Annotated in this window: 24 protein-coding genes; 6 read left to right on the top strand and 18 right to left on the bottom strand. The window is 42.5% G+C overall.

Annotated features, from left to right (window positions below; translation table 11 throughout):
- Positions 1-9 precede the first annotated feature (9 nt).
- Complete coding sequence (locus BO48_RS09855; RefSeq protein ID WP_496367280.1) at positions 10-648, bottom strand: YczE/YyaS/YitT family protein; 639 nt, start codon at positions 646-648, stop codon at positions 10-12.
- A 182-nt stretch (positions 649-830) separates the two neighbouring features.
- On the opposite strand from BO48_RS09855, the gene BO48_RS09850 reads away from it, so the two are divergent.
- Positions 831-1,613, top strand: a complete 783-nt coding sequence (locus tag BO48_RS09850) for a PepSY domain-containing protein (RefSeq protein ID WP_496367279.1) — start codon at positions 831-833, stop codon at positions 1,611-1,613.
- 53 nt (positions 1,614-1,666) lie between these two features.
- On the opposite strand, the gene BO48_RS09845 is transcribed toward BO48_RS09850, so the two are convergent.
- The 5 genes from BO48_RS09845 to BO48_RS09825 form a co-directional block, all read right to left on the bottom strand.
- Entirely contained in the window at positions 1,667-2,437 is a 771-nt protein-coding gene (locus tag BO48_RS09845; protein WP_496367371.1) for an amino acid ABC transporter ATP-binding protein, read from the bottom strand.
- Complete coding sequence (gene ehuD / locus BO48_RS09840) at positions 2,434-3,135, bottom strand: ectoine/hydroxyectoine ABC transporter permease subunit EhuD (RefSeq protein WP_496367278.1); 702 nt, start codon at positions 3,133-3,135, stop codon at positions 2,434-2,436. Before ehuD ends, BO48_RS09845 begins: the two co-directional genes overlap by 4 nt.
- A complete protein-coding gene (locus tag BO48_RS09835) occupies positions 3,135-3,797 on the bottom strand; it encodes an amino acid ABC transporter permease (RefSeq protein WP_496367277.1) in 663 nt (220 codons plus the stop codon). The genes ehuD and BO48_RS09835 overlap by 1 nt, the downstream gene beginning before the upstream one ends.
- An 88-nt stretch (positions 3,798-3,885) precedes the next feature.
- Positions 3,886-4,803: an ectoine/hydroxyectoine ABC transporter substrate-binding protein EhuB gene (gene ehuB, locus BO48_RS09830; protein ID WP_496367276.1), complete on the bottom strand. Its 918-nt coding sequence runs from the start codon at positions 4,801-4,803 to the stop codon at positions 3,886-3,888.
- A 322-nt stretch (positions 4,804-5,125) separates the two neighbouring features.
- Positions 5,126-6,484 (bottom strand): MFS transporter, encoded by a 1,359-nt coding sequence (locus BO48_RS09825; RefSeq protein ID WP_496367275.1) that lies wholly within the window; start codon positions 6,482-6,484, stop codon positions 5,126-5,128.
- Between the two features lie 105 nt (positions 6,485-6,589).
- Between BO48_RS09825 and BO48_RS09820 the strand changes: the two genes are divergently transcribed.
- A complete protein-coding gene (locus BO48_RS09820; protein WP_496367273.1) occupies positions 6,590-7,834 on the top strand; it encodes a helix-turn-helix domain-containing protein in 1,245 nt (414 codons plus the stop codon).
- A gap of 47 nt (positions 7,835-7,881) precedes the next feature.
- Here BO48_RS09820 and BO48_RS09815 read toward each other — a convergent pair whose 3' ends face one another.
- Complete coding sequence (locus BO48_RS09815; RefSeq protein WP_496367272.1) at positions 7,882-8,568, bottom strand: phosphotransferase; 687 nt, start codon at positions 8,566-8,568, stop codon at positions 7,882-7,884.
- Between the two features lie 117 nt (positions 8,569-8,685).
- Here BO48_RS09815 and BO48_RS09810 point away from each other — a divergent pair, with 117 nt between their 5' ends.
- Genes BO48_RS09810 through mspA form a run of 3 tightly spaced genes read left to right on the top strand, consistent with a single transcriptional unit; the run spans position 8,686 to position 10,340 of the window.
- Positions 8,686-8,856 (top strand): SE1832 family protein, encoded by a 171-nt coding sequence (locus BO48_RS09810; protein WP_496367271.1) that lies wholly within the window; start codon positions 8,686-8,688, stop codon positions 8,854-8,856.
- 21 nt (positions 8,857-8,877) lie between these two features.
- The gene (locus BO48_RS09805) at positions 8,878-10,032 is read left to right on the top strand and encodes an MFS transporter (protein ID WP_496367270.1); all 1,155 of its coding nucleotides are present in this window, start codon (positions 8,878-8,880) and stop codon (positions 10,030-10,032) included.
- Complete coding sequence (gene mspA / locus BO48_RS09800) at positions 10,029-10,340, top strand: membrane stabilizing protein MspA (RefSeq protein WP_496367269.1); 312 nt, start codon at positions 10,029-10,031, stop codon at positions 10,338-10,340. Before BO48_RS09805 ends, mspA begins: the two co-directional genes overlap by 4 nt.
- A gap of 210 nt (positions 10,341-10,550) precedes the next feature.
- Here the strand turns inward: mspA and BO48_RS09795 are convergent, their stop codons facing one another.
- Together BO48_RS09795 and BO48_RS09790 are read right to left on the bottom strand one after the other, a co-directional pair.
- Positions 10,551-10,676, bottom strand: coding sequence for a hypothetical protein (locus tag BO48_RS09795; RefSeq protein ID WP_496367268.1), 126 nt, complete (start codon positions 10,674-10,676; stop codon positions 10,551-10,553).
- A 1-nt stretch (position 10,677) separates the two neighbouring features.
- Positions 10,678-11,931, bottom strand: coding sequence for a lipid II:glycine glycyltransferase FemX (locus tag BO48_RS09790; protein WP_496367267.1), 1,254 nt, complete (start codon positions 11,929-11,931; stop codon positions 10,678-10,680).
- 56 nt (positions 11,932-11,987) lie between these two features.
- Between BO48_RS09790 and BO48_RS09785 the strand changes: the two genes are divergently transcribed.
- Positions 11,988-12,233, top strand: a complete 246-nt coding sequence (locus BO48_RS09785) for a hypothetical protein (RefSeq protein ID WP_496367266.1) — start codon at positions 11,988-11,990, stop codon at positions 12,231-12,233.
- Here the strand turns inward: BO48_RS09785 and BO48_RS09780 are convergent.
- The 9 genes from BO48_RS09780 to BO48_RS09740 all read right to left on the bottom strand — a co-directional run bounded on the left by BO48_RS09780 (position 12,218) and on the right by BO48_RS09740 (position 21,718).
- A complete protein-coding gene (locus tag BO48_RS09780; protein WP_496367265.1) occupies positions 12,218-12,904 on the bottom strand; it encodes a VOC family protein in 687 nt (228 codons plus the stop codon). The genes BO48_RS09785 and BO48_RS09780 overlap by 16 nt on opposite strands.
- Before the next feature lie 145 nt (positions 12,905-13,049).
- On the bottom strand, positions 13,050-14,210 hold the full coding sequence (locus BO48_RS09775; protein WP_496367264.1) for an ABC transporter ATP-binding protein: 1,161 nt from the start codon (positions 14,208-14,210) through the stop codon (positions 13,050-13,052).
- Positions 14,211-14,222: 12 nt separating this feature from the next.
- Entirely contained in the window at positions 14,223-15,191 is a 969-nt protein-coding gene (locus BO48_RS09770; RefSeq protein ID WP_496367263.1) for a sugar phosphate isomerase/epimerase family protein, read from the bottom strand.
- A gap of 19 nt (positions 15,192-15,210) precedes the next feature.
- Positions 15,211-16,242 carry a Gfo/Idh/MocA family protein gene (locus tag BO48_RS09765; RefSeq protein WP_496367262.1) on the bottom strand — a complete coding sequence of 344 codons (1,032 nt, stop codon included), beginning with the start codon at positions 16,240-16,242 and terminating at the stop codon, positions 15,211-15,213.
- 8 nt (positions 16,243-16,250) lie between these two features.
- Positions 16,251-17,276, bottom strand: a complete 1,026-nt coding sequence (locus BO48_RS09760) for a Gfo/Idh/MocA family protein (RefSeq protein ID WP_496367261.1) — start codon at positions 17,274-17,276, stop codon at positions 16,251-16,253.
- The gene (locus tag BO48_RS09755; protein ID WP_496367260.1) at positions 17,269-18,288 is read right to left on the bottom strand and encodes a LacI family DNA-binding transcriptional regulator; all 1,020 of its coding nucleotides are present in this window, start codon (positions 18,286-18,288) and stop codon (positions 17,269-17,271) included. The genes BO48_RS09760 and BO48_RS09755 overlap by 8 nt, the downstream gene beginning before the upstream one ends.
- A 21-nt stretch (positions 18,289-18,309) precedes the next feature.
- Positions 18,310-19,152, bottom strand: coding sequence for a sugar ABC transporter permease (locus tag BO48_RS09750; protein WP_496367259.1), 843 nt, complete (start codon positions 19,150-19,152; stop codon positions 18,310-18,312).
- Entirely contained in the window at positions 19,152-20,414 is a 1,263-nt protein-coding gene (locus BO48_RS09745; RefSeq protein ID WP_496367258.1) for an ABC transporter permease subunit, read from the bottom strand. Before BO48_RS09745 ends, BO48_RS09750 begins: the two co-directional genes overlap by 1 nt.
- Positions 20,415-20,431: 17 nt before the next feature.
- A complete protein-coding gene (locus tag BO48_RS09740) occupies positions 20,432-21,718 on the bottom strand; it encodes an extracellular solute-binding protein (protein WP_496367257.1) in 1,287 nt (428 codons plus the stop codon).
- Positions 21,719-21,739 lie beyond the last annotated feature (21 nt).

Below are 21,739 nucleotides of genomic sequence, written 5' to 3'. Positions count from 1 at the left end.
ATCCAATCATCATACAACCTTGATTATATCCGGATCTTCATAACCAATGAACTTGACGAGCATCCGCCGGGTGAGGGGCAGGAATTTCTCTATGAGCCGTCCGAGCAGGAAGACGATGATGATGGTACCGATGAATACCGGCCCTCCAAGAAGGAACCCTGCGAGGAGTGCAAAGATTTCCATCATATTGCGTGCACTCGATAATTTCAAATTAAACTTTTCAATGAAAAACAACATAAGCGTGTCCCGCGGTCCTGCACCAAGATTGGGTGTAATATAAAATGCTATTCCGAAAGCCATGACGAACAGACCTGCTGTAAAAATCAATGTGTGCATGATCCAGCCATTGACATCCGGGAGTAAGTAATTAAATATATCTATAAAAATACCGATTGTGAACATATTTATATAGACACCCAGTTTAGGCAGCCTTTTTAAAGCAACCGCAGTAAATATAACAATGAGAGCACCGACAATGATTGCCCATGAGCCGATTGTAAGTCCAAAAGTCTGCCACAGACCGTAATGCAGTACATCCCACGGCGCAAGCCCCAGTAAACGGCCCTTTATAGTAAGTGTGACTCCCAAGGATAAAATAATCATACCGGTGATAAAAAATATCCAGCGTTTTACTATCGAATTTCGCAAACAGTATCCTCCTATCTATATATAGATATATTTTATAGCTGTCCACTTGAAATAACAATAGAGAAATCAAAGTGATTGCTCATATAATCCGAACAACTTCCTAGACATGTTTGAAACTATATTTTATGAGGTAGATAATAATGATTACTTTAATATGTTTTTATAAAAGGGAGCTGTAAATTATGAAGAACCACAAATACAAATTAGCCACGTTAGTCTTATCCACGGGTCTGCTACTCAGCGCATGCGGCGGCGATGGTGAAGAGCAGCCACCCGAAGAACAAGCAGACGATACGACAGTTGAAGAAACAGAAGAAGCTACTACCGAAGAAGGTACAGACAGCGCTGAAGAGAATCCGGATGACACGTCAGAGGAACAAACCTCCGGTGATGCTGCGGATTCTGAAGGTGCAGTTGAAGATAACTCATCTGATGGCACAGGCGGATCAGATGACGGCGAAACTGATTCATCAAATGGAGACAGTGAAACAGGCAGTGACAGCAGTGAGTCCACTGAAAGCAGTGGTGTTGCAGTGCTCGATGAACTCGGATCTACACCGGACGAAGCAGTATCAGCAGCACAGGAAAACTTTGATGGCGAGCTGACTGAACTTGAACTTGATGACAATAACGGCGAGTGGGTTTATAAAGTCCACCTGGAAAATGACTCAGAAGAATATGAAGTCGAGCTGTTGGCCGAAGATTTATCCATTTCAAATGAAGAAACTGAATCTGATGACAATAATGACACAGAAGACCAGTTCAGCTACGGCGATGCAATACCGCACGATGAAGCTGTCCAAACAGCATTGGATGAAGTCGGCGGAGAATTGGGCGGCTGGTCATTGGACAAAGATGACGGCCAGCTTGAATATGATGTTGAAGTGACCAATGCCGATAACGGTGACGACACTGACGTAACCATTAACGCAGAATCCGGTGAAGTCATTGAAGTCGATAATTAAATTTCAAAATAAAAAAGCTTTGGCAGGTAAAAAGTTGACCTGCCAAAGCTTTTTTAGTCTCTGAATCTTCGTAAAAAGTCATGCAGCCTCGGATTATCGGAAGTGTTGATGACTTCGTCAGCAGATCCAGACTCTGCAATGACCCCTCCGTCGAGGAATAAAACTCTATCTGCGATTTCAAGTGCGAAGTCCATTTCATGGGTGACAAGGACCATCGCCATCTCGTCATTTTCAGCAAGATCTCTGATAACTTCAAGCACTTCACCTACAAGCTCAGGGTCAAGTGCCGAAGTGACTTCATCAAACAGCATAATCTTCGGCTTCATGACAAGCGCTCTTGCCATGGCCACGCGCTGCTTTTGTCCACCGGAAAGATTAGATGGATAAGCATCATACTTATCGCCCAGTCCTACGCGATCCAGCATCTGTTTGGATTCCTCACGCGCTTGTTTTTTACTCATTTTCTTAACTTTTATAAGAGGCATTGCACAATTATCTAAAATTGTTTTATGCGGAAACAGATTGAAATGCTGGAAAACCATACCGATATCTTTTCTGACATCAGCCAGGTGTTTTTCTTTCGCCGGTACTGATTTCCCACCCTTCTCCATTTTCCACAAGTTTTTACCTGCCACATATATATCGCCCTTAGTCGGTTCTTCGAGCGTCATCAACAATCGGATAATCGTTGTTTTACCAGAACCACTCGGACCGATAATCGCAATTTTTTCACTTGGACGAATATCTAAATTGATTCCTTTTAAAACATGCGTATCGCCAAAGGATTTGTGTATATCTTTATACTGTACAATCGGTTCCATTATTCGGTCACCTTCACTTTCATACTCTTTTTGTCAAAGCGGCGATTCATTTTATTCTCGAGCATTCTGACAAGCAGTGCTGATGGATAACTCAGTACTAAGAATAATATCGCCACAATCGTCAATGGTTCAAGATAAGACCATGTCTCTGCACCGTAACTGCGTGCAATACTTAATATGCCCACCACACCGATTGTTGCTGCAAGAGGCACTTCTTTGAACAAGATGATCAAATAGTTACCGAGCATCGGTATTGTCGGCGGCAGTGCCTGTGGAAGGACGACATTGAACCATTTGTCCTTCAATGACAAATTAAGTGCTGTTGATGCTTCCCACTGACCTTTGTCCACACTGTCTATGCCGGAACGGTATACTTCACTCACATACGTTGAAAAGTGTATGCCGAGTGCGAGCATCGCTGCTATGAAAGGTGTGAACGATGTACCAATATAAGGCACCATCGGCCATGCATAGTATAGAAAGAAAATTTGTACGATCGGCGGTGTCGATCTGATGAATTCTCTGATCCAGTAGATGATGAAATTAAACGCCTTAATAGGTGTAGATTCCAAAATCAGCCAGACAAAACCGACGATTAACGCGAGTATAAAACTTGTCACGGTTAATCCAAGCGTGACATTGATACCGGTTATGATTATAGGGAACGCATCCACAAATGTTTCCCAACTCCAATAACTCATTAGCTCGCCACCCCTTTCTTAGCAATTTTCTCACCTTTCTTAGATAGCCAGATGAGAGGCAGTGCAATGATGAAGTACATGACTAGCACCATCAAGTAAGCAATCGGTCCTTCTGAAAGGTTTGTTGAACGATAAATATCTCCGTAATACAAGATGTCTGTCAGTCCGATCAATGAGACAAGCGCAGTACCTTTAAGTATTTGAATCGAGTAGTTGCCAAACTCAGGAAGCATCAATCTAAGTGCCTGCGGCAAGATGATTTCTCGCATCCTTTGGAAACGGCTTAAATTGAGTGCAATACCCGCTTCTGTCTGTCCTTTATCCACAGAAACGACTGAAGTTCTTACAACTTCAGACATATATGCCCCGTAGTTCAGCGCGACTGCAATAACGCCGACCCACCAGTTGCTCCCAAGGTTGATATCGAACAGCATCGGCACCGCATAATACAACCAGAAAAGCTGGACGATTAATGATGTCCCCCTAAAAACCTCAACATAAAAAGCAGTGAATCCGCGGATAGCGATATTACCCGACAATCTAGAGAGACCCGCAACAAAAGCTATAGCAAAAGAAATAACTGTTGCCGTAAGAAAAATACTGATTGTAGTCCATAACCCCTGTGATAAGTAGCTTAGGATATTCAGCCCTGTATCAAACATCGACTCACTCCTTTAAAAATCAAATAAAAAGGTCCAGATCTTCCACCGGAATCACTGGACCAGATAATTATTACGCTTACTCTTTTACTTAACCCGCACAAAGTTCTTCAGTAGTCATCTCGCCCACTTCAACTCTGTTTGAGTCTGCTGTGAAACCATCAGCATTATCCAGAATCTCATCAATTGTTCCATCTTCTTTTAATGTTTCCAGCGCTTCATTGTAAGCATCGCGCAATTCTTCATCATCCTGGTTAAATGCAGCTGCACCATAACTAGGAATACCTTCTACGTCCGGCTGTTCAAAGTCTTCAACCAATTCTACATCATCACTGCCTAAAGATTCATAAGCCGTTCTGATTGTCGCTTCTGTTGCAGCAGCTACGTCAGCATTTCCTGACTGTACAGCTGATAACTGACCTGGAATGTCAGCAACTGACATGATCTGGTCATCAGATACACCTTCCTGCTCAACGAAATCGAATTGTGTTGTACCTTCCATCAATGCAAGTGTGACATCCGGGTTATCAGCAATATCTGCATAACTCTGAATACCTTCAGGGTTACCAGCTGCTACAACCAGTCCTTCACCATACTGCATTTCCGGTTCTGAGAAAATCGCATTTTCACATCTGTCCGGAAGAATCGCCATACCAGCAGTAATAACGTCGTACTGTCCAGCCTGAACACCTGGGATCAGTTCGCCCCAGTCAGTTAAATGACCATTTACTTCTTCAACACCCATTTCTTCGAACACCGCTGTTGCTATTTCAATATTCGCACCTTCAAGTTCCCCTGTATCTGAGTTTTCAAATGCATAAGGCGGTTCATTTGCGAAGCCGACATTTACCGTGCCTTCTTCCTGAAGCTCAGCTACTCTGCCGTTATCACCATTACCTTCAGCTTCACCGTTGCCTGACTCCTCACCGTCGCCTGAATCTTCACCATTACCGCAGGCAGCAAGTACAAGTGCCAGGGTAAGCGTGAGAAATAATGTAAGTTTCTTCAAATAAATCTCCTCCTATATATTTTTGAAATACTTATGCTTACTTGGATATGTAAGCATCAACCAAGTTAATACTTGATTGGATAAAAATGGGTGTAGAGACGTAAAAAGTGCTTTCAATACAAAATAAGTTGTATTGAATAACCGAATCATGTTTTTATAGTACTATAGTTGTAACACTATTGTAACAGTAATCGTGTAAAATGTGTCTTGAAATTTAGATAAAGTGTAAAAGTGCAATATTATGTATTTATATTATATCCTTATGTTTCTATACTTGAAAAATTATTTTATAATAATAATATTGCATCCATATCATTGTCGATTATGCTTCCTGCACCCTTGCATCAGCTGTTTCTTCAAATCTTTCCTCCGCCGTTTCTTCTGCTGCTTCTGCAACTGCCTTTCCGTAGTCCTCTTCAGACATGGACAGAACTTTTCTGTTCAACAGAGTCACAGCAAAAATCACTATAGAGAAACCGCTGACCATGTTGATGATCCAGTAACCTCCTATATCATACAAAACGCCATAAATGATGGTGCCGAGCGGCATCAGACTCGATGCAACGAGTCCAAGGCTGGAAAATACACGCCCTTTAATCTTTTGCGGCACAATCAGCTGCAGATATATCCCCATTGGAATATTAGCAAGCTGCATCCCTATCGCCAGACCAAAGCCGAGCATGGCGACATATATAAAATTAAATACAGTTCCTAATCCAAGGTAGATTGGCAGTGGATAGACCACTGTGAGCAGAGCCAATAATAAAAGTCCTTTCTTTTCTACAGCAACCGGATTCTTCATCTTTTTGCCGGCGCCTATCAAAATACCGCCCGCAAGCATTCCCAACCCTAAAAATGCATTGACATACCCGACAATCTCCGGGCTGAAATCAAGCTCTGTAATCATCATCTTCTCCGGAAGTATGGACATTGTCGCCCCGACAAGATTGATAAATGCCGCGAGTATGAATACTCTTTTCAGCACTTTATTATTTACAATGAACATCATGCCTTCACTGATATCTTTTTTAAATTTACTCAAAGGTTTTGGGCTTTCCACTATATCTACTTCGTAATTTTCAGGTTCCAAATACAAGTCAAACTTCAGTAAAAAATCCAGCACTGACGAAATACCAAACAGTATTAAATAGATGAATATAATCTGATTAAAAGATAACAGTCCAAAAAGTATTCCACCTAATATCGGACCGGCTATGACAGCAGTAGATAATATTGCAGATACATACCCCATGACTTTTTGGATTCTGTTCTTATGGAACAGCTCGGTCATTGCCGCCTGAAATGCATTCGATACGAACGGGCTGATCAATGAGGTTAAAAATGTCGTAATATAAATTGCCGAAAGGTTTATGCCGAAGAAATACGAATAGATGAATAACCCCAGCAGTACTGAAGTAAACAATATTTCACCGGAAATGACTATCTTCCGCTTATTGCCCAAATCACTGATTAGTCCGGAAAACGGCAGCAGTATCAAAGATACTATAATGGCTATCGCCAGGTTGATCGAGAAATAGAACGACGACCCTGTTTCATAAAGAATAAAATACGACACTGCAAATAAATACACGTGGTCACCGATATTCAACATCACACGGCTGAATACATAAATTAAAAAATTCAACCGCTCTCTGAAAGGTATTTCTTTTTTTAATATCATTTTACCACCCTTTGTTTAATCTAATTAAACTTAGTGTAAAATATCAAAACTTGCTTGTCAATGAAAAGTTTAATATAATTAAACTAATGGATTGGAGTGAAGCCTATGGCACTGGGAAAACGGATTAGAAAAATAAGAAAAGAACAGAAGATGACGCTCGTTGATTTAGCGGGGGACGAAATTACGAAAGGTATGCTCAGTCTGATAGAAAATGAAAAATCCAGACCTTCAATGGAGACGCTTGAGTATATTGCGAATAGATTGAATGTCTCAATTGGCTACCTGACCCGGGACGGTGATGAGGAATGGACCAGAGAAATGGTGGAAAATGAAGTCTTCTATGATACTTATAAATTTCCAGAAGAATTCGTTGAGAAGAATATCCTTCCCAAAATGGAGAAAATATCTTCTTCAAAAATCGGCATGGATCTTTATCACATTGTGAGGGTCTATTACCGCTATACCGGACAGCACGAGCTTGCCGATCAGATAACAGAAAAAATTGGTAAATTTTACGAACAGACGGGGCTCAAAAACCTGGCCCTTAAAGATCAGTTGAACGATGTATTATCGATGCTTTACAGCCGAGATTATAAAGAAGGATATGAGAAGCTGCTGTCGGTCGAGGACGATATCCGCCAATTTAAGGAATACGATTCCGGACTTGAACTGGACTATCTGCATTGGAGAAGTGTATTTGCAATTGAATTTGATGAAGATGATTTCATTGAATACGGCAACGCATTGATTGATATGTCATTCAAGCGTGAGAATTTCAAATATTATTTTCAACAGATTCAGCTGTTCGGTCTTTATTACGGCACGGCCGGCAATATGGATAAGTATGAAAAATATAACGACGATATGAGAAGTTATTTGAATTTTAATCCTCATTCTATCGATTCTTTTGAATATTTCACTGATGAGAGCCCGATACAGCTCTGGTATATACTTGTAGAAGATCAGGACACTCATTTAAATGATTTGAAGAATTTAAAGGAAAAATTTATCTCCTATGAAGAACAAAATCCGTTTTACCAGAAAAATTATGCAAACATATTAAAAATGATGAACCTGGAAATCGACTATCATGCCGGCAATTTCGAAACCGTTCTGAAAAACTATGATTCCACACTGTATAATCGTCCGGTCGCGCAGTTCCCTCTGGACCGTATACTCATTGCCACGCGCGCTGCCATCTATCCTATGGCATTGTTCAAGGTCGGACGGACGGCAGAAGCAAGAACCGAGTTTGAACGGTTGGAATCGTCCATATTCGATTTGAAAAATTCCATATTCACTAAAGAATTTTTTAATATAAAGGATATTATTTTTAATGAGAATAAATAAAAACAACGTGATGCTGTGTGGCATCACGCTGTTTTTTACCATCTATGTTATTCTCTGTCCCCATGTACTTTAAAATATTCCAGTTTGTCCCCATCCACTTCACCTGAGATGCGGTAGCCTTCATAGAAGTGTTCGACATATTCAGGACCGATCGTCTCTTCTATACTTTTGACCATGCTCGCAATATCAACGTAACGGTCGCGCAGACCGATATTGATCACATCGATGCTGCCTGTAATATAACTTTCATTCACGATGACATTCGGCAGCACAAAATCTCCGTGACCGAGAACGATGTCATTGTGCATTTTATTTTCTTCATCATAAAATACGAACGGACAGTCTTCGACCTTGGTCTTATGTAATAAACTCAAATACCGTCCGGCCTGCTTTAAAACACTTGCACGCTTTTCCGGGTCCGCTTCTTCCATAAATGAGTCCGCGCTGACACCGGGCAGCGCAATATAAAATAGAAAAGCATATTCTTCCTGATAATAAGTCACCGGTTTCGGTACACCGTTTACTCCGTTGATCTCAAGCCATAACTGACGCTTATGTTCTCTTCTTGTCTTTTTAATATCTTCAGTATATGACTTTGCAATCAAAGGCTCTGTCGGTTCATATTGATTCGGTTCTTCCTCTTTGCCATATTCGAGTAAATAAATTTCTGTTGCTTCTTCTCCCTTTAAAGGATTCCATTTATAATATTCTTCATATATCTCAAAGGTGTGCATAATATTTCCTCCATTCATTATAATCATACCTAAGAAGTAGTCGAAAAGTCATTTAGAGTTTCCCCTAATAATGTAACTTTATGATATGATACAACTAGTATTTAAGGTGGTGTAAACATGGATTTGGAATATAAACTAAAAGAGCTGAAATATGATTATGTCCGTGTCCAGGGCGACCTGGAGAAAGTTGAAAATACCGGAAATAATACAGTACCTCTTGAAAAACAGCTTGTAGACATCGAAAATCAGATCAAAGAAACAAAAGATAAAATCAAACAACAAAAATAATGATCTCAGGAAGTGCATGAAATGAAGAGAATGATAACCGTAATCATGATTGTTCAGTTCCTGATCTACTTCGGTTTCAGCATGATTATTCCCGTCATACCGGAAATCGTTACTGAACTTAATGCATCTACCACTCATATGGGATGGCTGCTCGCCATCTACTCGTTGGCGAGCTTTCTGTCCGCCCCATACTTTGGCAGGCTGAGTGATAGGTTCGGCCGTCGCAAAATTTTGCTGTACGGACTATTCGCCTTTGCATTCAGCTTTTTCATATTCGGTATTTTTATAGACAACTTATTTATATTGTACATAAGCCGTATACTGGGCGGTGCCGCTTCAGGTGCACTGTACACAGCGACGACAAGTATGGTCGCTGATATTACAACCCGGGAAACACGCACTAAATACATGGGGCTTGTGGGCATGTCCATCGGCATGGGCTTTATTTTCGGGCCGGGCATCGGCGGGCTGCTTGCTGAAGTCAGTCTGAGCTTAGCATATTTTATGACGACTTTCGTCATTTTGGCAACGTTGATCTTTTCCATATTTAAAATCAGAGAGACTTATCAGCCGACAACGATTGTCCGTAAGAACATCACGCTGCCTACCGAGTATTTTCTGCAGCCGGTCGGCATTTTATTAGTATGTACATTCTTAATCATGCTGATCAACAGCGGTATGGAAAGTACCTTCCAGCTGCTCGGAATTGAAAGAATCAATATAACTCCTGCAGAAATGGGCGTACTGTTCTTTATCGGCGGCATATTCAACGCCATTGTTCAGGGTGGTGTCATCCGCAGATTAAAGGACGGACAGGAGATGCCGTTTATGCTCATCGGACAGGCTTTTACATTAATCGCATTCATCATGCTGCCATTTATGAACGGCCTGATATATGCAGGGGTCTGTATCGTCTTTCTGATGGTCGGTAACGCTCTGGTCAGAACGCTGATTACTTCACAGATAACCAAGGAAGCAGAAGCCCATGAAATGGGACGCATGACTGCTACAACTTATTCAATGGACAGTCTGGGCAGAATAATCGGTCCGATCAGTTTCAACCTGTTATTCATCGTCACACCGGGTGTGCCGTTCTGGTTTGGTGCAGGGTTGACCATATTTGCGACATTCTTCATTTTCCAATACTATCGTAAAAGAAAGCGGGTGGCATTATGATCATCGTCTTGATGATGCTGATCTATCTGGTAATAGGATATTCCACAGTCATGATAATGAGAAAACGGACGCTGGATATACTGAGACTGATTTCAGGCGTCGCGTTCATGCTGATGATTCTCATCTACAGCCTATCGCTCGTAAACCCCACTGCAGTCATTGTTTTTGTACTCGGACTGTCGTTGATGCTGTCGATTGAGATTGCTGCTTTTAAAGAGAGTAAAAATGATCGTGACAATGTGTTTTTAATTTATGCATTTACAGCGATGTTCGCAGCGGTCCTGATCATAATGATTTTCACGAATTAAAACAGAAGGTGAAAATATGAGAAGAGTTATATCTATACTTTTAATCTTAATGCAGCTGTTATTTTTTATAAATTACTTTTTAAATGACGGCGTAATGTTTTTCAATTTATACTTATGGGCATTTACAGCGATTTTCGGCATTATGATGGGCATTCGTTCATGGAGAAACGGACCCTATCTATATGAAAATCATTTTTTGTACACAGCAACTTATTTAATAGTATCTCTTCTCAGTATATTATCGCTGCTGTTTATAGTATTTCTGCTTGTCACACGTCCGTACTTATTATAAAAGGTTGGCATCTGAATCAGATGCCAACCTTTTTTTCTAATCATTTTATTTCTTTCTTAACTGATTCAATTTAACTTTGCCTTTTTGAAAAAGAGGCATGGCGACTTCTGCCGCGGTATACAGCGGACGTTTGAGGATATAGTCGAATTCCCCGATTTTCTCAGAAACTTCCGTCCCCCATACTTTCTTGAACTGCCACAGGCCAAAGTGCGGTGAGTCTTTCTCGGGCATCACGCTGACACCGCCGAAATCATAAGTTTTTGCACCTTTGTCCCTCGCAAATTGCATCATGGCAAACTGCATATGATGATTTGGCAGGAAATCACGGTACGCATTCGATGATGCACCATATAAATAATACGCTTTGTGTCCGGACAGTGCTAGAAGCGCACCGGATAATACGATGCCGTCCGGATGCTCTCTATGAAGATTTTCTGCATCCTGAAGCTGATTATACAGTTTGTTCTGCCTATTGCTTAAATCTCTTAACTGATTATCTTTTTTCTCGCTGCCTTTTTTCTTATGCGCTTTTTTCATTTCGTTCTCAATTTTCTCCAAGTCCTCTTTCACCGACGTCTCCACTTTGGAAGGAATGAGCCTGACCAGGAACAATTCCATATGTCCGTTCGGGTGGAGATGATCATACATCGATTCAAAATAAGTGATATCCCGTGTCAGGAAGCCGTCACGCTCTCCGGTTTCCTTCATCAGATTAACAAAGGTTTTAAGGTCATCCCTTCCGGCTGTATAGACTTCCGTTCCTTTTTTAAGAGCATTGCGTACTTTTGTACGGTTATTCCTTTCAAAGCTCTTAAGCAGATCCGCATCGTTCTTGTCTATATCTGTCACCATCGTCTGGCGCGGCTGGATTGTGCCTTTGCTCATCCCGTCCTGGAAGCCGTGATGCTTGAAACCTAATGTCTTCAGATTCTCGAGAGCATCTTCATACTCGTCAATCGGGAGATCCGGGTCAATTTTTATCGTATATGCTTTTTCATCCCTGGCAATTATGACCGCTTCTTTCAGCATCGCTTCAACCAGTGCATGGTCATGATAATCACATACAAAGCCTCTGGATATATAACAGAGGGTTGTATTTATTCTGGGCACCTTTTTAAACAACAGTGTCGCCACACCCTTTAATTCAGAAGTCTCATCTGCCAGTGCAAATCTTCTGAAATACCACCCTGTCAGCTTTTTCGATTCCGCCCAGTCAGTCAGCTGAAGCAAATCGCCATTCGGATGTTCTTCTATAAATTTATTATGCTCTTCTTCACTTAAATGCAATCGTTTATACATTGTTATCTCCAATCCAATAAATCTGTTATAATTCCATTTATGAAAGGTGGCTGAATATGAGATTTACTATCATCATCATTTTAATATTATTGAATATTGCCAGCATGGCAGAAATGGGACAATATTTAGACAGTGGCTTTATCCAGCTGCTCAGTTTACGTATAATTCTTGCCATCGTATCATTTATGTTATCTCTTGCATATCTGCTGGTCGGCGGCTCCCTTGCAATCAGGCTATTCAGCGTAATCACTATACTGATTGCTCTTTCTCATTTAGGCTTCATGCTTTATATAAACTTATAATCCGCGCCCATATATTTTCCACTCTTCCCGGTCACATCCATTTCAACGGATATGGCCGGATTTTTGCCTTCTGTGAGCTCAATCGTTGTATTGTCGTCAATCTCTCCCTGCCACACACCGATTACATCAAAGAAAGCGCGCCACTCCGCCGCATCTTCAACTTCCTGCTTAATAACCAGCTTCGCCGGCTTCATATCAGCACCAAAGCCTTTTATCCGTTCAATTCTTTTACTTTCAGGTTCTTCCCACTGGATGAAAAACGGAAACATGATTTGATCATGCATTATATATAATAAAGACCATCTCAGCGTCTCACCGTCAGTTTCCCTCTCCATATACAGAGGACCGAGCGTTTCATAGCCCTGTGCGCGGTAACGGTCGCGCAGCATAACAATATCCTCCGCAGCAAGCGCATAACGGATGAAATCGTTCGTATAATTCATTTTATAGATCGCTTTGGCAAAAGAGTCTTCCGCTTCCCGCACATGGTCGGTAAATAGTTTCTCATCTTTGATTGAAATATATTCAATATATCGCGTATCCAGGTAAGACAAAAGGTTTTCTGTGCCGAGACGCGTATGCACACCGCCTGTGTGTACCGGCAGCGGCGCTTTTTTCCTGACATCATCCAATTGGTTCACATAGTGTATGATGTGATCGAACTTAATCATAATCAGCCACCTCATTTTCATATATAATCATAACATTTTCAGCATTCGATATGTATTGTCATGTATTTTATACCATTATTAAGAAAATAAAAAGCCGGTATGACCACAATTCACCCGTGATCCTGCCGGCCATCCTACAGTACAGCTAAATTTTTATAATATCAGAATTCTTTCCTTCGATAATCTCTTTTTCTTTCTCCATCAGTGCAGCACTGGTTATCCTCTCTTCTGATTCAGCATCGAAGAAATGCCCTTTATCCATGTCGAAAGCAAATCTCAGCTTGTCGCCGGCGGTAATATTGTGGCGTGCATCCACTCTTGCTATGAACTCCTCGTTGCCTATATCTGCATATAACATCGCTTCTGAACCGTGCAGTTCACACACTTTGACTTCTACATCAAAATTCGCCTGCGATTCTTTCACATACTCCGCTTCATCTCTTATGTCCTCGGGGCGAATGCCAAATTTGACAGGTTTACCGTCATATCCCTGATCGATCAGCATCTGTTTCTTATCATCAGGAATTTTGAATGTTCTGTCACCGATGACAAGTTCCCCGTCCTCTAGTCCGGCATCAAATATATTCATCGCCGGTGACCCGATAAATTCAGCAACAAAAACATTTTCCGGCAGGTCATATACTTCTTTAGGCGTGCCGACCTGCATGATATTGCCTTTATCAAGCACCACAATTCTCGAGGCCATCGTCAGTGCTTCCGTCTGATCGTGGGTGACATAGATGGTGGTTGTGTTGAGGCGTTTATGCAGTTTGGTAATTTCAGAACGCATCTGCACTCTCAGTTTTGCATCCAGATTCGACAGAGGTTCATCCATTAAGAACACGCCCGGATTCCGTACAATCGCTCTGCCGAGAGCGACACGCTGCCTCTGGCCGCCTGACAACGCTTTCGGTTTACGCTCCAAAAACTCGCTCAGTCCCAGTATTTCCGCTGCTTTACCGACTCTTTCCCTGATTTCTTTTTTAGGTGTTTTTCTTAGTTTCAGGCCAAACGCCATGTTGTCGTAAACACTCATGTGCGGATATAATGCATAGTTCTGAAAAACCATCGCAATATCACGGTTTTTTGGTTCAACATCATTCATTCTTTTACCGTCGATATAAAAATCACCGCCGGTGATTTCTTCCAGACCGGCTATCATTCTTAAAGTCGTCGATTTTCCGCAGCCCGAAGGGCCGACAAAAACGATGAATTCGCCCTCCTCGATTTCAAGATTGAAATCATGTACAACTTCAGGTCCGCTGTCGTATACTTTTTTGATGTTCTCCATTTTTATCTCAGCCATTTGATCGCTCCTTTATGCCCACCACATATCAACAGGTTTGTCTTTTATTATAACACCCTGCAGATTGTTCACAGCCGTTTTAAAACCTTCTTCCACCGACATCAAACCGTCTTCATGCTCTATCGAAACAACATGGTCATAGCCATACGTTCTGAGTGCACTCATCATATTGGACCATTCCCCGACACTGTGGCCGAGCCCGACACTTCTGAATGTCCATGTCCTGTTTTTAATGTCACCGTATGGATTCATATCCAGATAGCCGTACATGTTTAAATTTTCCGGATCGATATAAGTGTCTTTTGCATGGAAATGGTGTATCGCATTTTCCCTGCCAAGAATTTTAATGGCCACAACAGGATCGATACCCTGCCACCACATATGGCTCGGATCGAGATTTGCACCAATATATTCATTTGTAGCTTTACGCAGCTCCAGCATTGTATGCGGCGTATGAACCAGAAATCCTCCATGGAGTTCCAGACCGATTTTAACATCATATTCCCTGGCGAGTTCACCGATTTCTTTCCAATATGGAATCAGTTTATTTTCCCACTGCCAATTTTTGATCTCTGAGTACTCCTCCGGCCATGGCGTCACCGGCCAATTGACCGACGTATCCGTATCGTTACCTGCCGGCGTACCGCTGAACGCATTGACAACGGGCACACCCATCAGGGATGCAAGTTTGATGGATTTTCTCAGTGCTTCATCAGACTCTGCTGCAAATTCTTGATCCGGCGTCAGAGGGTTGCCGTGACAGCTGAAAGCACTGATGATAAGTCCTCGGCTTTCGAATGCTTTTAAGTATTTTGTACGTTCATCTTCAGATTCAAGCAGTTCATCCACATCACAATGCTTGTTTCCCGGGTAGCCGCCTGTACCGATTTCAACGGCTTCCAGTCCTGATTCTTTTACATAATCCAACATTTCCTCAAACTCCATATGGCCGAACAAAGGGTTAAATACACCTAGTTTCATCATATTCCTCCTTGATTAATCATAATCTGACGCTGCAGTTCTCATCGGAACTCCTGTAGATTGCTTCTATAATTTTCGATACTTTCATCGCATCTGCAGAAGGGACTTTCAAATCCGCCCTGCCTTTAATCGCATCAATGAAATTTTGAGCCTGCATCTGTGCGTAATTATCCTTGACCTGGATATAGTCGATACTCATCGTCGTCATCATATCTTCATCCGCCTGGTTGACAGTCATTTCAAATACATTCAATCCCGCATCCGTACCGGATATGCTGATATGCTCCCTGTCATGCGGTATGTTGGCTGACCAGCTTGTTTCAAACAGCATGGACGCTCCGTTATCAAAACGGATGAATGCACTGACATGGTCATCGACTTCAAAGTTTTCTCTGTCGAATTCGCCCCACTCATTGATCGATTTCGTTCTGCTCAGCCGGTTATAGGCGTTGCTTGACACTTCAACCGGCTGGACGTCTCCCATCAGGTACATCGACAGATCCAGGAGATGGCAGCCGTAATCGATTAATGCGCCGCCTCCCTGGAGCTCATTGTTTGTAAATACACCCCAGCCGGGGACCTTCCGCCGCCTTAACCCCTGAACCCGGACGACGAGCGGCTCACCGATCATCCCCCGCTCCACGACCTTTTCCGCTGCAAGAGCCGGTTTCATGAAACGGTAATGATATGCAACATGGAGATTCACGTTGTTCTCCTGTTCCGCTTCCATCATTGCCTCACACTCTTCAACTGTCATTGCCATCGGTTTTTCAACCAGTACATGCTTACCGTGTTTCATCGCTTCAATGCTTATCGGCGCATGAAATTTATTCGGTGTGCATATGACGACCGCATCGACACTGTCATACATATCCTTTGGATCTTTACATACTTTGGGTATGCCGAATTCGTTGGATACTTCAAGTGCACGCCCGTAATTGATATCCTGAACTGCGATTACTTCCACTTCTTCCATTTTTGTAAATATCGGCAGATGCCTCCCCGTAGAAATATCTCCTACACCGATAAAACCTAATCTCATTTTTGCCATATGAACACCTATTTTACTGTTATTATTTGATCAGTTTCATTTGATCTGAATGCATTTAAAATGATTTCTACAGACTTTTTGACATCTTCTGCAGTCATCGGCACTCTTTTTTTGTTTTCCAGTGCATCTACAAATGTATCTATTACATGCGAACTCAAGCTCTGTCCGTCTCCGTCATTTGTCTGGATGCCGCCAAAATTCTCTTTGACGACATCACCGTTTTTTGAAGTGAACATAAAGGGATAGTCATCATCGTTCAGCAATTCCAAAATGCCGTTCTCACCATATATGATTGTCGAATTATCCTCTTTGCCGTTGTATGACCAGCTGGCATGCAGTGTTCCGACGATATTCGATTCCGAACGTAAAATACATACTGCATTATCATCGACTGTAGAAAACGCCTTGGCTTCAGTAGTAATGAACCCTGCAACCTGCTTGAACTCTTCGTTCAGCAAATAACGGATGACATCCGCTTTATGTACACCAAGGTCACCCATGGCACCCATGACCGCTTCATCTTTTCTGAAGAACCAGCTGTCTTTTCCGTCTACGCTCCAGTCGTCCGGCCCAGGGTGCCCAAAAGAAGTTTTGAATGAGTATATCTTTCCAAGCTTCCCCTCTGATATCCATTCCCTTGCCACCTGGTGTTCCTTTATCAGCCTCTGATTATGCGCAATCATCAGCTGTCTGCCCGATGCCTTTTCCATTTCTATCATCCGGTCCATTTCCTCTGCCGTTACCCCCATCGGTTTTTCACACAGCACATGTTTGCCGGCTGCGAGGGCCGCAATCGTAATTTCTGCGTGCAGATGATTCGGTGTGCATACACTGACCGCATCAATACCGGGATTTTCAAGCAGCTTTTTGTAGTCTTCATATGCCTTTCCTCCGTGTATTTCCGTCTGTTCTTCTGCACGGCTTAATACAACATCACAAAAAGCACTTAATTTCACTTTTTCATTGTCTGCATATTCGGGTATATGTCTGGAACGGCTTATACTGCCGCATCCAATCACTCCTATATTAATCATCAATCGTCCTCCTCGTTGATTCCCGTTCTATGATTTTCGTCGGAATTGTTATATTAATCTTCAGACATTCCGGATCGTTGATCAGATCCAATATCTTTCTTCCCGCTTCCCTTCCCAGATCTCTCGGGAAAATATCCACTGTTGTCTGGGGCGGGGAGGCAAATGCTGTCATCGGTGAATCATTGAACGTTGCTGTCGCAACATCTTCCGGCACTTTGATATCCATCTTATAAAGAGTGGATAAAATTTTTGAATTAAAGAGGCCGTCCATTGTCATTAAAAGATGCGGCCGTTCATTCTCGATCAGTTGTCTTAATGTCCCCTCCAGTGTGGTTTCCCCCTCGGATATATCTATCACTTTATCGGCCGGATTTATGCCGTTCTCTTCCAGTGCCTTTATAAAGCCGCTGATTCTGTCTTTTGCAACTGCAAAGACATCGCTGTCATTGATGATTCTAATATCCCGGAATCCCTTCTCGAGCAGATGCTTCGTCAATGTATATGATGCCTGTTCATTATCATTGTCAATATAGATCGAGTCATTCATGTTCATAAGGTCTTTCCCGATGACAACAAACGGAAAATCAATACTTCGTAAATAGTTGGTCACCGCATCATCTTCTTTTGAGTACAGCAGTATGAAGCCGTCCACCTGACGGCTGTTGATCAGATCCTGCACTTCAGTGATCAGATCATCATCATCCTGCATCGATGTTGATAAAGTTGAAAATCCCCTGTCCCGGCATGATTCAGAGACGCCGAGAGTCACTTCTGTGATAAAGGGGTTCAGTTCATGCTCATGCACTGTACTTTTAATCACAAGGCCGATTGTATACGACTTATTGGTTACCAGGTTTCTCGCCGCCACATTCGGTTTATAGTTCATTTCGTCCATGATTTTCCTGACCTTCTCCTTGGTGACCAGGCTGATTCCTGCGTGGTCTTTTACCACTCTTGAAACTGTGGAAGGAGATACCCCTGCTTTTCTGGCAATATCTTTTATAGTTACCAAATGAATTCACTTCCTTAAAATCTATCCTTTAGTCGAACCTGACATCAGTCCGGAAATCAAATACCTCTGCAAGAATAAAAAAACAATCGCTATTGGTACCGCTATTAAAATCGAACCTGCGGCAAAACGTGTAAATTCATTGGCAAAAGCATCATTGACCATGTTATACAATCCCAGCGCAAGCGTATAGTTTTCCGGACTTCTGAGTACAATCCTCGGCAGTATGAAGTCCATGAACGGTGCCATGAAATTGAAAAGTGCGACTACGGCAATAATTGGTTTCGCGAGCGGTATCATTATCGTAAAGAAGATTCTGAAATGCCCTGCGCCATCCATTTTCGCCGATTCATCCAGCTCCTTTGGTATAGTGTCAAAATAGCCCTTTACAAGAAATGCATTCATCGGTATTGAACCGCCGACATAGACGAGTACCAGGCCCCACAGTGAATCTAAGAGACCGATGGTATTCAGCAGTATATAAATGGCAACCATCGCCATCAATACCGGAAACATCTGCAAAATTAAAAACGCGTAAAGCCCGTATCTTCTGCCGATGAAGCGGTACCTTGAAAATGCATATGCCGTCAAAGTGACGAAGACCACAGAGAGCAGTGACGAAGCGAATGCCACAATCAACGTATTCTTATACCATGTCAGATACATGCTGTTCGGATCGGTGAACAGCCACTCATAATGAGTGAACGACCAATCATCCGGAATCATGCTGGCACCGTACAGGTTGCTGCCCGGGTTCAGCGATATGCCGAATGTCCACAGAAGCGGATAAAATATAACTGCAAACATTATAAGAATGATGCCGTACATGACAATCATCTTCAACAGATTTTTATTTTTTCTGGTCATTATATTTTACCCTCCTCTCTGATCGAGCGTGTGCGGCTGAACTGGAATGCTGCGATACTCGCAACGGTGATGCCGATGATGATAGATATGGCAGCAGCCATATTAAAGTTCTGAGTTTCAAATGTCAGTTTATACACCCAGGAGATTAAAATATCAGTCCCTCCTGCATTCTGCCCTCTTATGGCAGGTCCGCCGGCATTGAAAAGGTATATGATGTTAAAGTTATTAAAATTTCCGGCGTACTGCATAATCAGCAGCGGTGCAGTTGCAAACATAATGTGCGGAAATGTGATGTTGCTGAATTTCTGCCAGCTGGAAGCCCCGTCTATGTCCGCAGCTTCATACCAGTCTGCCGATATGCTTTGCAGAACGCCTGTAAATAATGCAAAGACAAAAGGAAAGCCCAGCCAGGTCTGTATCAAAATGAGGGCAACCTTCGCCCAGAACGGGTCGGACAGCCAGGGAAGGCTGAGCCCGAACAACGGCTGCAGAATATCATTATTGATCGCTCCGAACTGATTATTGAACAGCGCCGAAAAGATCAGTATCGTTACAAATGCCGGTACAGCCCAAGGTAAAATCAGAACTGTACGAATCAGCCTTTTGAATTTGATCAGCGGATTATTCACTATGATGGCCAACAGCAGCGCCAGAGCAATCTGGAGTGTCGTTGCCACCAGTGTCCACACGATTGTCCACGTAAACACGCTGAAGAATGTATTTCTCCATATATCCACCTCAATAAGCGCTTTGAAATTATCAAACCCTACATAATCCAAAACATTTTTAGGCGGTGCATTGTATAAATTATAGTTCGTAAATGCTAAAAAGAACATATACAGTAACGGAAACACTACAAGAAACAGCAGCAATACCAGCCCCGGTGCCACAATCACATACGGGAAACTCTTATCCCACGAATCTCTGAATCGCTGCATCAGAGTTCTGAAGTCTCCTGAATTGATCAATTTGGCATCCCTGTATGCATCGATAATATTTACAGCATAAAAAGTCAGGGCGATTCCGATGACGAGCAGAGAGATGATACCCTGTGCGAGTAAAATTCTGGAATCGTCGACCCTTGGAATCTCACCGAGCGTAAATAATCCCCATAAACCTATATTAAGAAAATTATAAAACACTGATACAAAAGAGATAAAAAGAATAAAGAAGACACCGGATTTGATGTACCTCTTATTATATAGCTGGCCCAGCCCGGGCAGGATAGACAGGGCTGCAGCCAATCCAGGTTTCTTACTCATGTCTATTCCTCCCTATGTTATTCGTCGGACTCTTCATCCCCGGAACCTGCCCCGCCTGAAGCTGATTCAATATTCGTTTCAATCTGCTCTGTTGCTTCTTCAAGAATCTCCCTCGGATCTTCTCCATTGGAAATGAAGATCAGTCCATCGCCGATCGGCTCCCAAACTTGTGCCATTTCAGGAATGTTCGGCATCGGTACAGCATTTTCAGCCTGCTCATCAAAAACAGCCAGTAACTCATTTTGAGTTTCAACATCTGTCCTTGGTGCAGTTTCCTGCATTTGATCCGTTACAGTTTGCAAATTTTCCTGATTCGTCATAAATTTGAGAAGATCTTTCGACCAGTATTCTTCTTCAGTGTACTCTGAAATCATCCAGCCTTTAACCCCCATGAAAGGCGTCATTGCTTCACCGTTATATTCAGGCAATACCGCAGTACCGAGAGAATCACCGAGTGCTTCTTCATATTCAGCAAGTTTCCATGGACCTGTCAGTGCAATCGGTGCCTGTCCGTCTGTAAATAGACCATCAAGTACATCTCCGGTAACATTTTCACTCAGGTAGCCTTCATCGAACCACTTCTGAAATAATTCAGCCTGCTCAACTACACCATCTTCAGTAATTTGAAGGTCATCGGCATTATAGCTGCTATCTTCGTTTTGACTGAAAATCTGTTCTCCATTTGAGAATAGAAATGGATATACAAAATAGAAGTTTGTCGCTTCCATCAGAAATCCGTATTCATTCGACCCGGAATCAGTAAACTCTTCCATGATGCTTTCCAGTTCTTCTGTAGTCGCCGGCGCTTCATCGATCAGATCTTTATTGTAATAAAGAGCTGCAGCTTCCGATGCAAACGGTATCCCCATCAGACTCCCTTCATATGTATATGCTTCTATCGCATTTTCATTGAAGTTCTCCAAGTCAAATTCTTCAGGGTCCAGTTCCAGACCCAGACCTTGCAGGTATGCACTGCCGATCATATCATGCGCCTGCTGGAAAATGTCCGGTCCCTGTCCTGCCGGTGCATCCAGTGACAGCTGCTCCAGCTGGTCGGTCATGCCCACTTCGGTATATTCTACTGCAATGCCCGTTTCCTCTTCATATTTGTCAAAAATTTCTCCGTAAGTTGCAATTTGATTTTCCCCGTCGAGCCATACTGACAGTGACTCAGGCTTTTCAGGTTCCCCATTGTCGTCACCGCCTGCTTCATCCGCCACAGATTCCGGACGATCCGGTCCGCATGCCGCAAGCACTAGCACTAAAGCAAGCAGTATTCCGCAATACCATTTTAAATTTTTCAAAATTATCCCCCTTTGTTTTGA

Source organism: Lacicoccus kunmingensis DSM 17847 (assembly GCF_059568765.1).
Note: the sequence above shows the minus strand (reverse complement) of the source record. Positions and strands in the feature narration are given on the sequence as shown.

Excerpts from the sequence above, each read along its gene's own strand:
- BO48_RS09850 (WP_496367279.1), top strand. The coding sequence starts at position 831 with ATGAAGAACCACAAATACAAATTAGCCACGTTAGTCTTATCCACGGGT.
- ehuD (WP_496367278.1), bottom strand. The coding sequence starts at position 3,135 with ATGAGTTATTGGAGTTGGGAAACATTTGTGGATGCGTTCCCTATAATC.
- BO48_RS09835 (WP_496367277.1), bottom strand. The coding sequence starts at position 3,797 with ATGTTTGATACAGGGCTGAATATCCTAAGCTACTTATCACAGGGGTTA.
- BO48_RS09825 (WP_496367275.1), bottom strand. The coding sequence starts at position 6,484 with ATGATATTAAAAAAAGAAATACCTTTCAGAGAGCGGTTGAATTTTTTA.
- BO48_RS09820 (WP_496367273.1), top strand. The coding sequence starts at position 6,590 with ATGGCACTGGGAAAACGGATTAGAAAAATAAGAAAAGAACAGAAGATG.
- BO48_RS09815 (WP_496367272.1), bottom strand. The coding sequence starts at position 8,568 with ATGCACACCTTTGAGATATATGAAGAATATTATAAATGGAATCCTTTA.
- BO48_RS09810 (WP_496367271.1), top strand. The coding sequence starts at position 8,686 with ATGGATTTGGAATATAAACTAAAAGAGCTGAAATATGATTATGTCCGT.
- BO48_RS09805 (WP_496367270.1), top strand. The coding sequence starts at position 8,878 with ATGAAGAGAATGATAACCGTAATCATGATTGTTCAGTTCCTGATCTAC.
- mspA (WP_496367269.1), top strand. The coding sequence starts at position 10,029 with ATGATCATCGTCTTGATGATGCTGATCTATCTGGTAATAGGATATTCC.
- BO48_RS09795 (WP_496367268.1), bottom strand. The coding sequence starts at position 10,676 with ATGATTAGAAAAAAAGGTTGGCATCTGATTCAGATGCCAACCTTTTAT.
- BO48_RS09790 (WP_496367267.1), bottom strand. The coding sequence starts at position 11,931 with ATGTATAAACGATTGCATTTAAGTGAAGAAGAGCATAATAAATTTATA.
- BO48_RS09785 (WP_496367266.1), top strand. The coding sequence starts at position 11,988 with ATGAGATTTACTATCATCATCATTTTAATATTATTGAATATTGCCAGC.
- BO48_RS09780 (WP_496367265.1), bottom strand. The coding sequence starts at position 12,904 with ATGATTAAGTTCGATCACATCATACACTATGTGAACCAATTGGATGAT.
- BO48_RS09775 (WP_496367264.1), bottom strand. The coding sequence starts at position 14,210 with ATGGCTGAGATAAAAATGGAGAACATCAAAAAAGTATACGACAGCGGA.
- BO48_RS09770 (WP_496367263.1), bottom strand. The coding sequence starts at position 15,191 with ATGAAACTAGGTGTATTTAACCCTTTGTTCGGCCATATGGAGTTTGAG.
- BO48_RS09765 (WP_496367262.1), bottom strand. The coding sequence starts at position 16,242 with ATGGCAAAAATGAGATTAGGTTTTATCGGTGTAGGAGATATTTCTACG.
- BO48_RS09760 (WP_496367261.1), bottom strand. The coding sequence starts at position 17,276 with ATGATTAATATAGGAGTGATTGGATGCGGCAGTATAAGCCGTTCCAGA.
- BO48_RS09750 (WP_496367259.1), bottom strand. The coding sequence starts at position 19,152 with ATGACCAGAAAAAATAAAAATCTGTTGAAGATGATTGTCATGTACGGC.
- BO48_RS09745 (WP_496367258.1), bottom strand. The coding sequence starts at position 20,414 with ATGAGTAAGAAACCTGGATTGGCTGCAGCCCTGTCTATCCTGCCCGGG.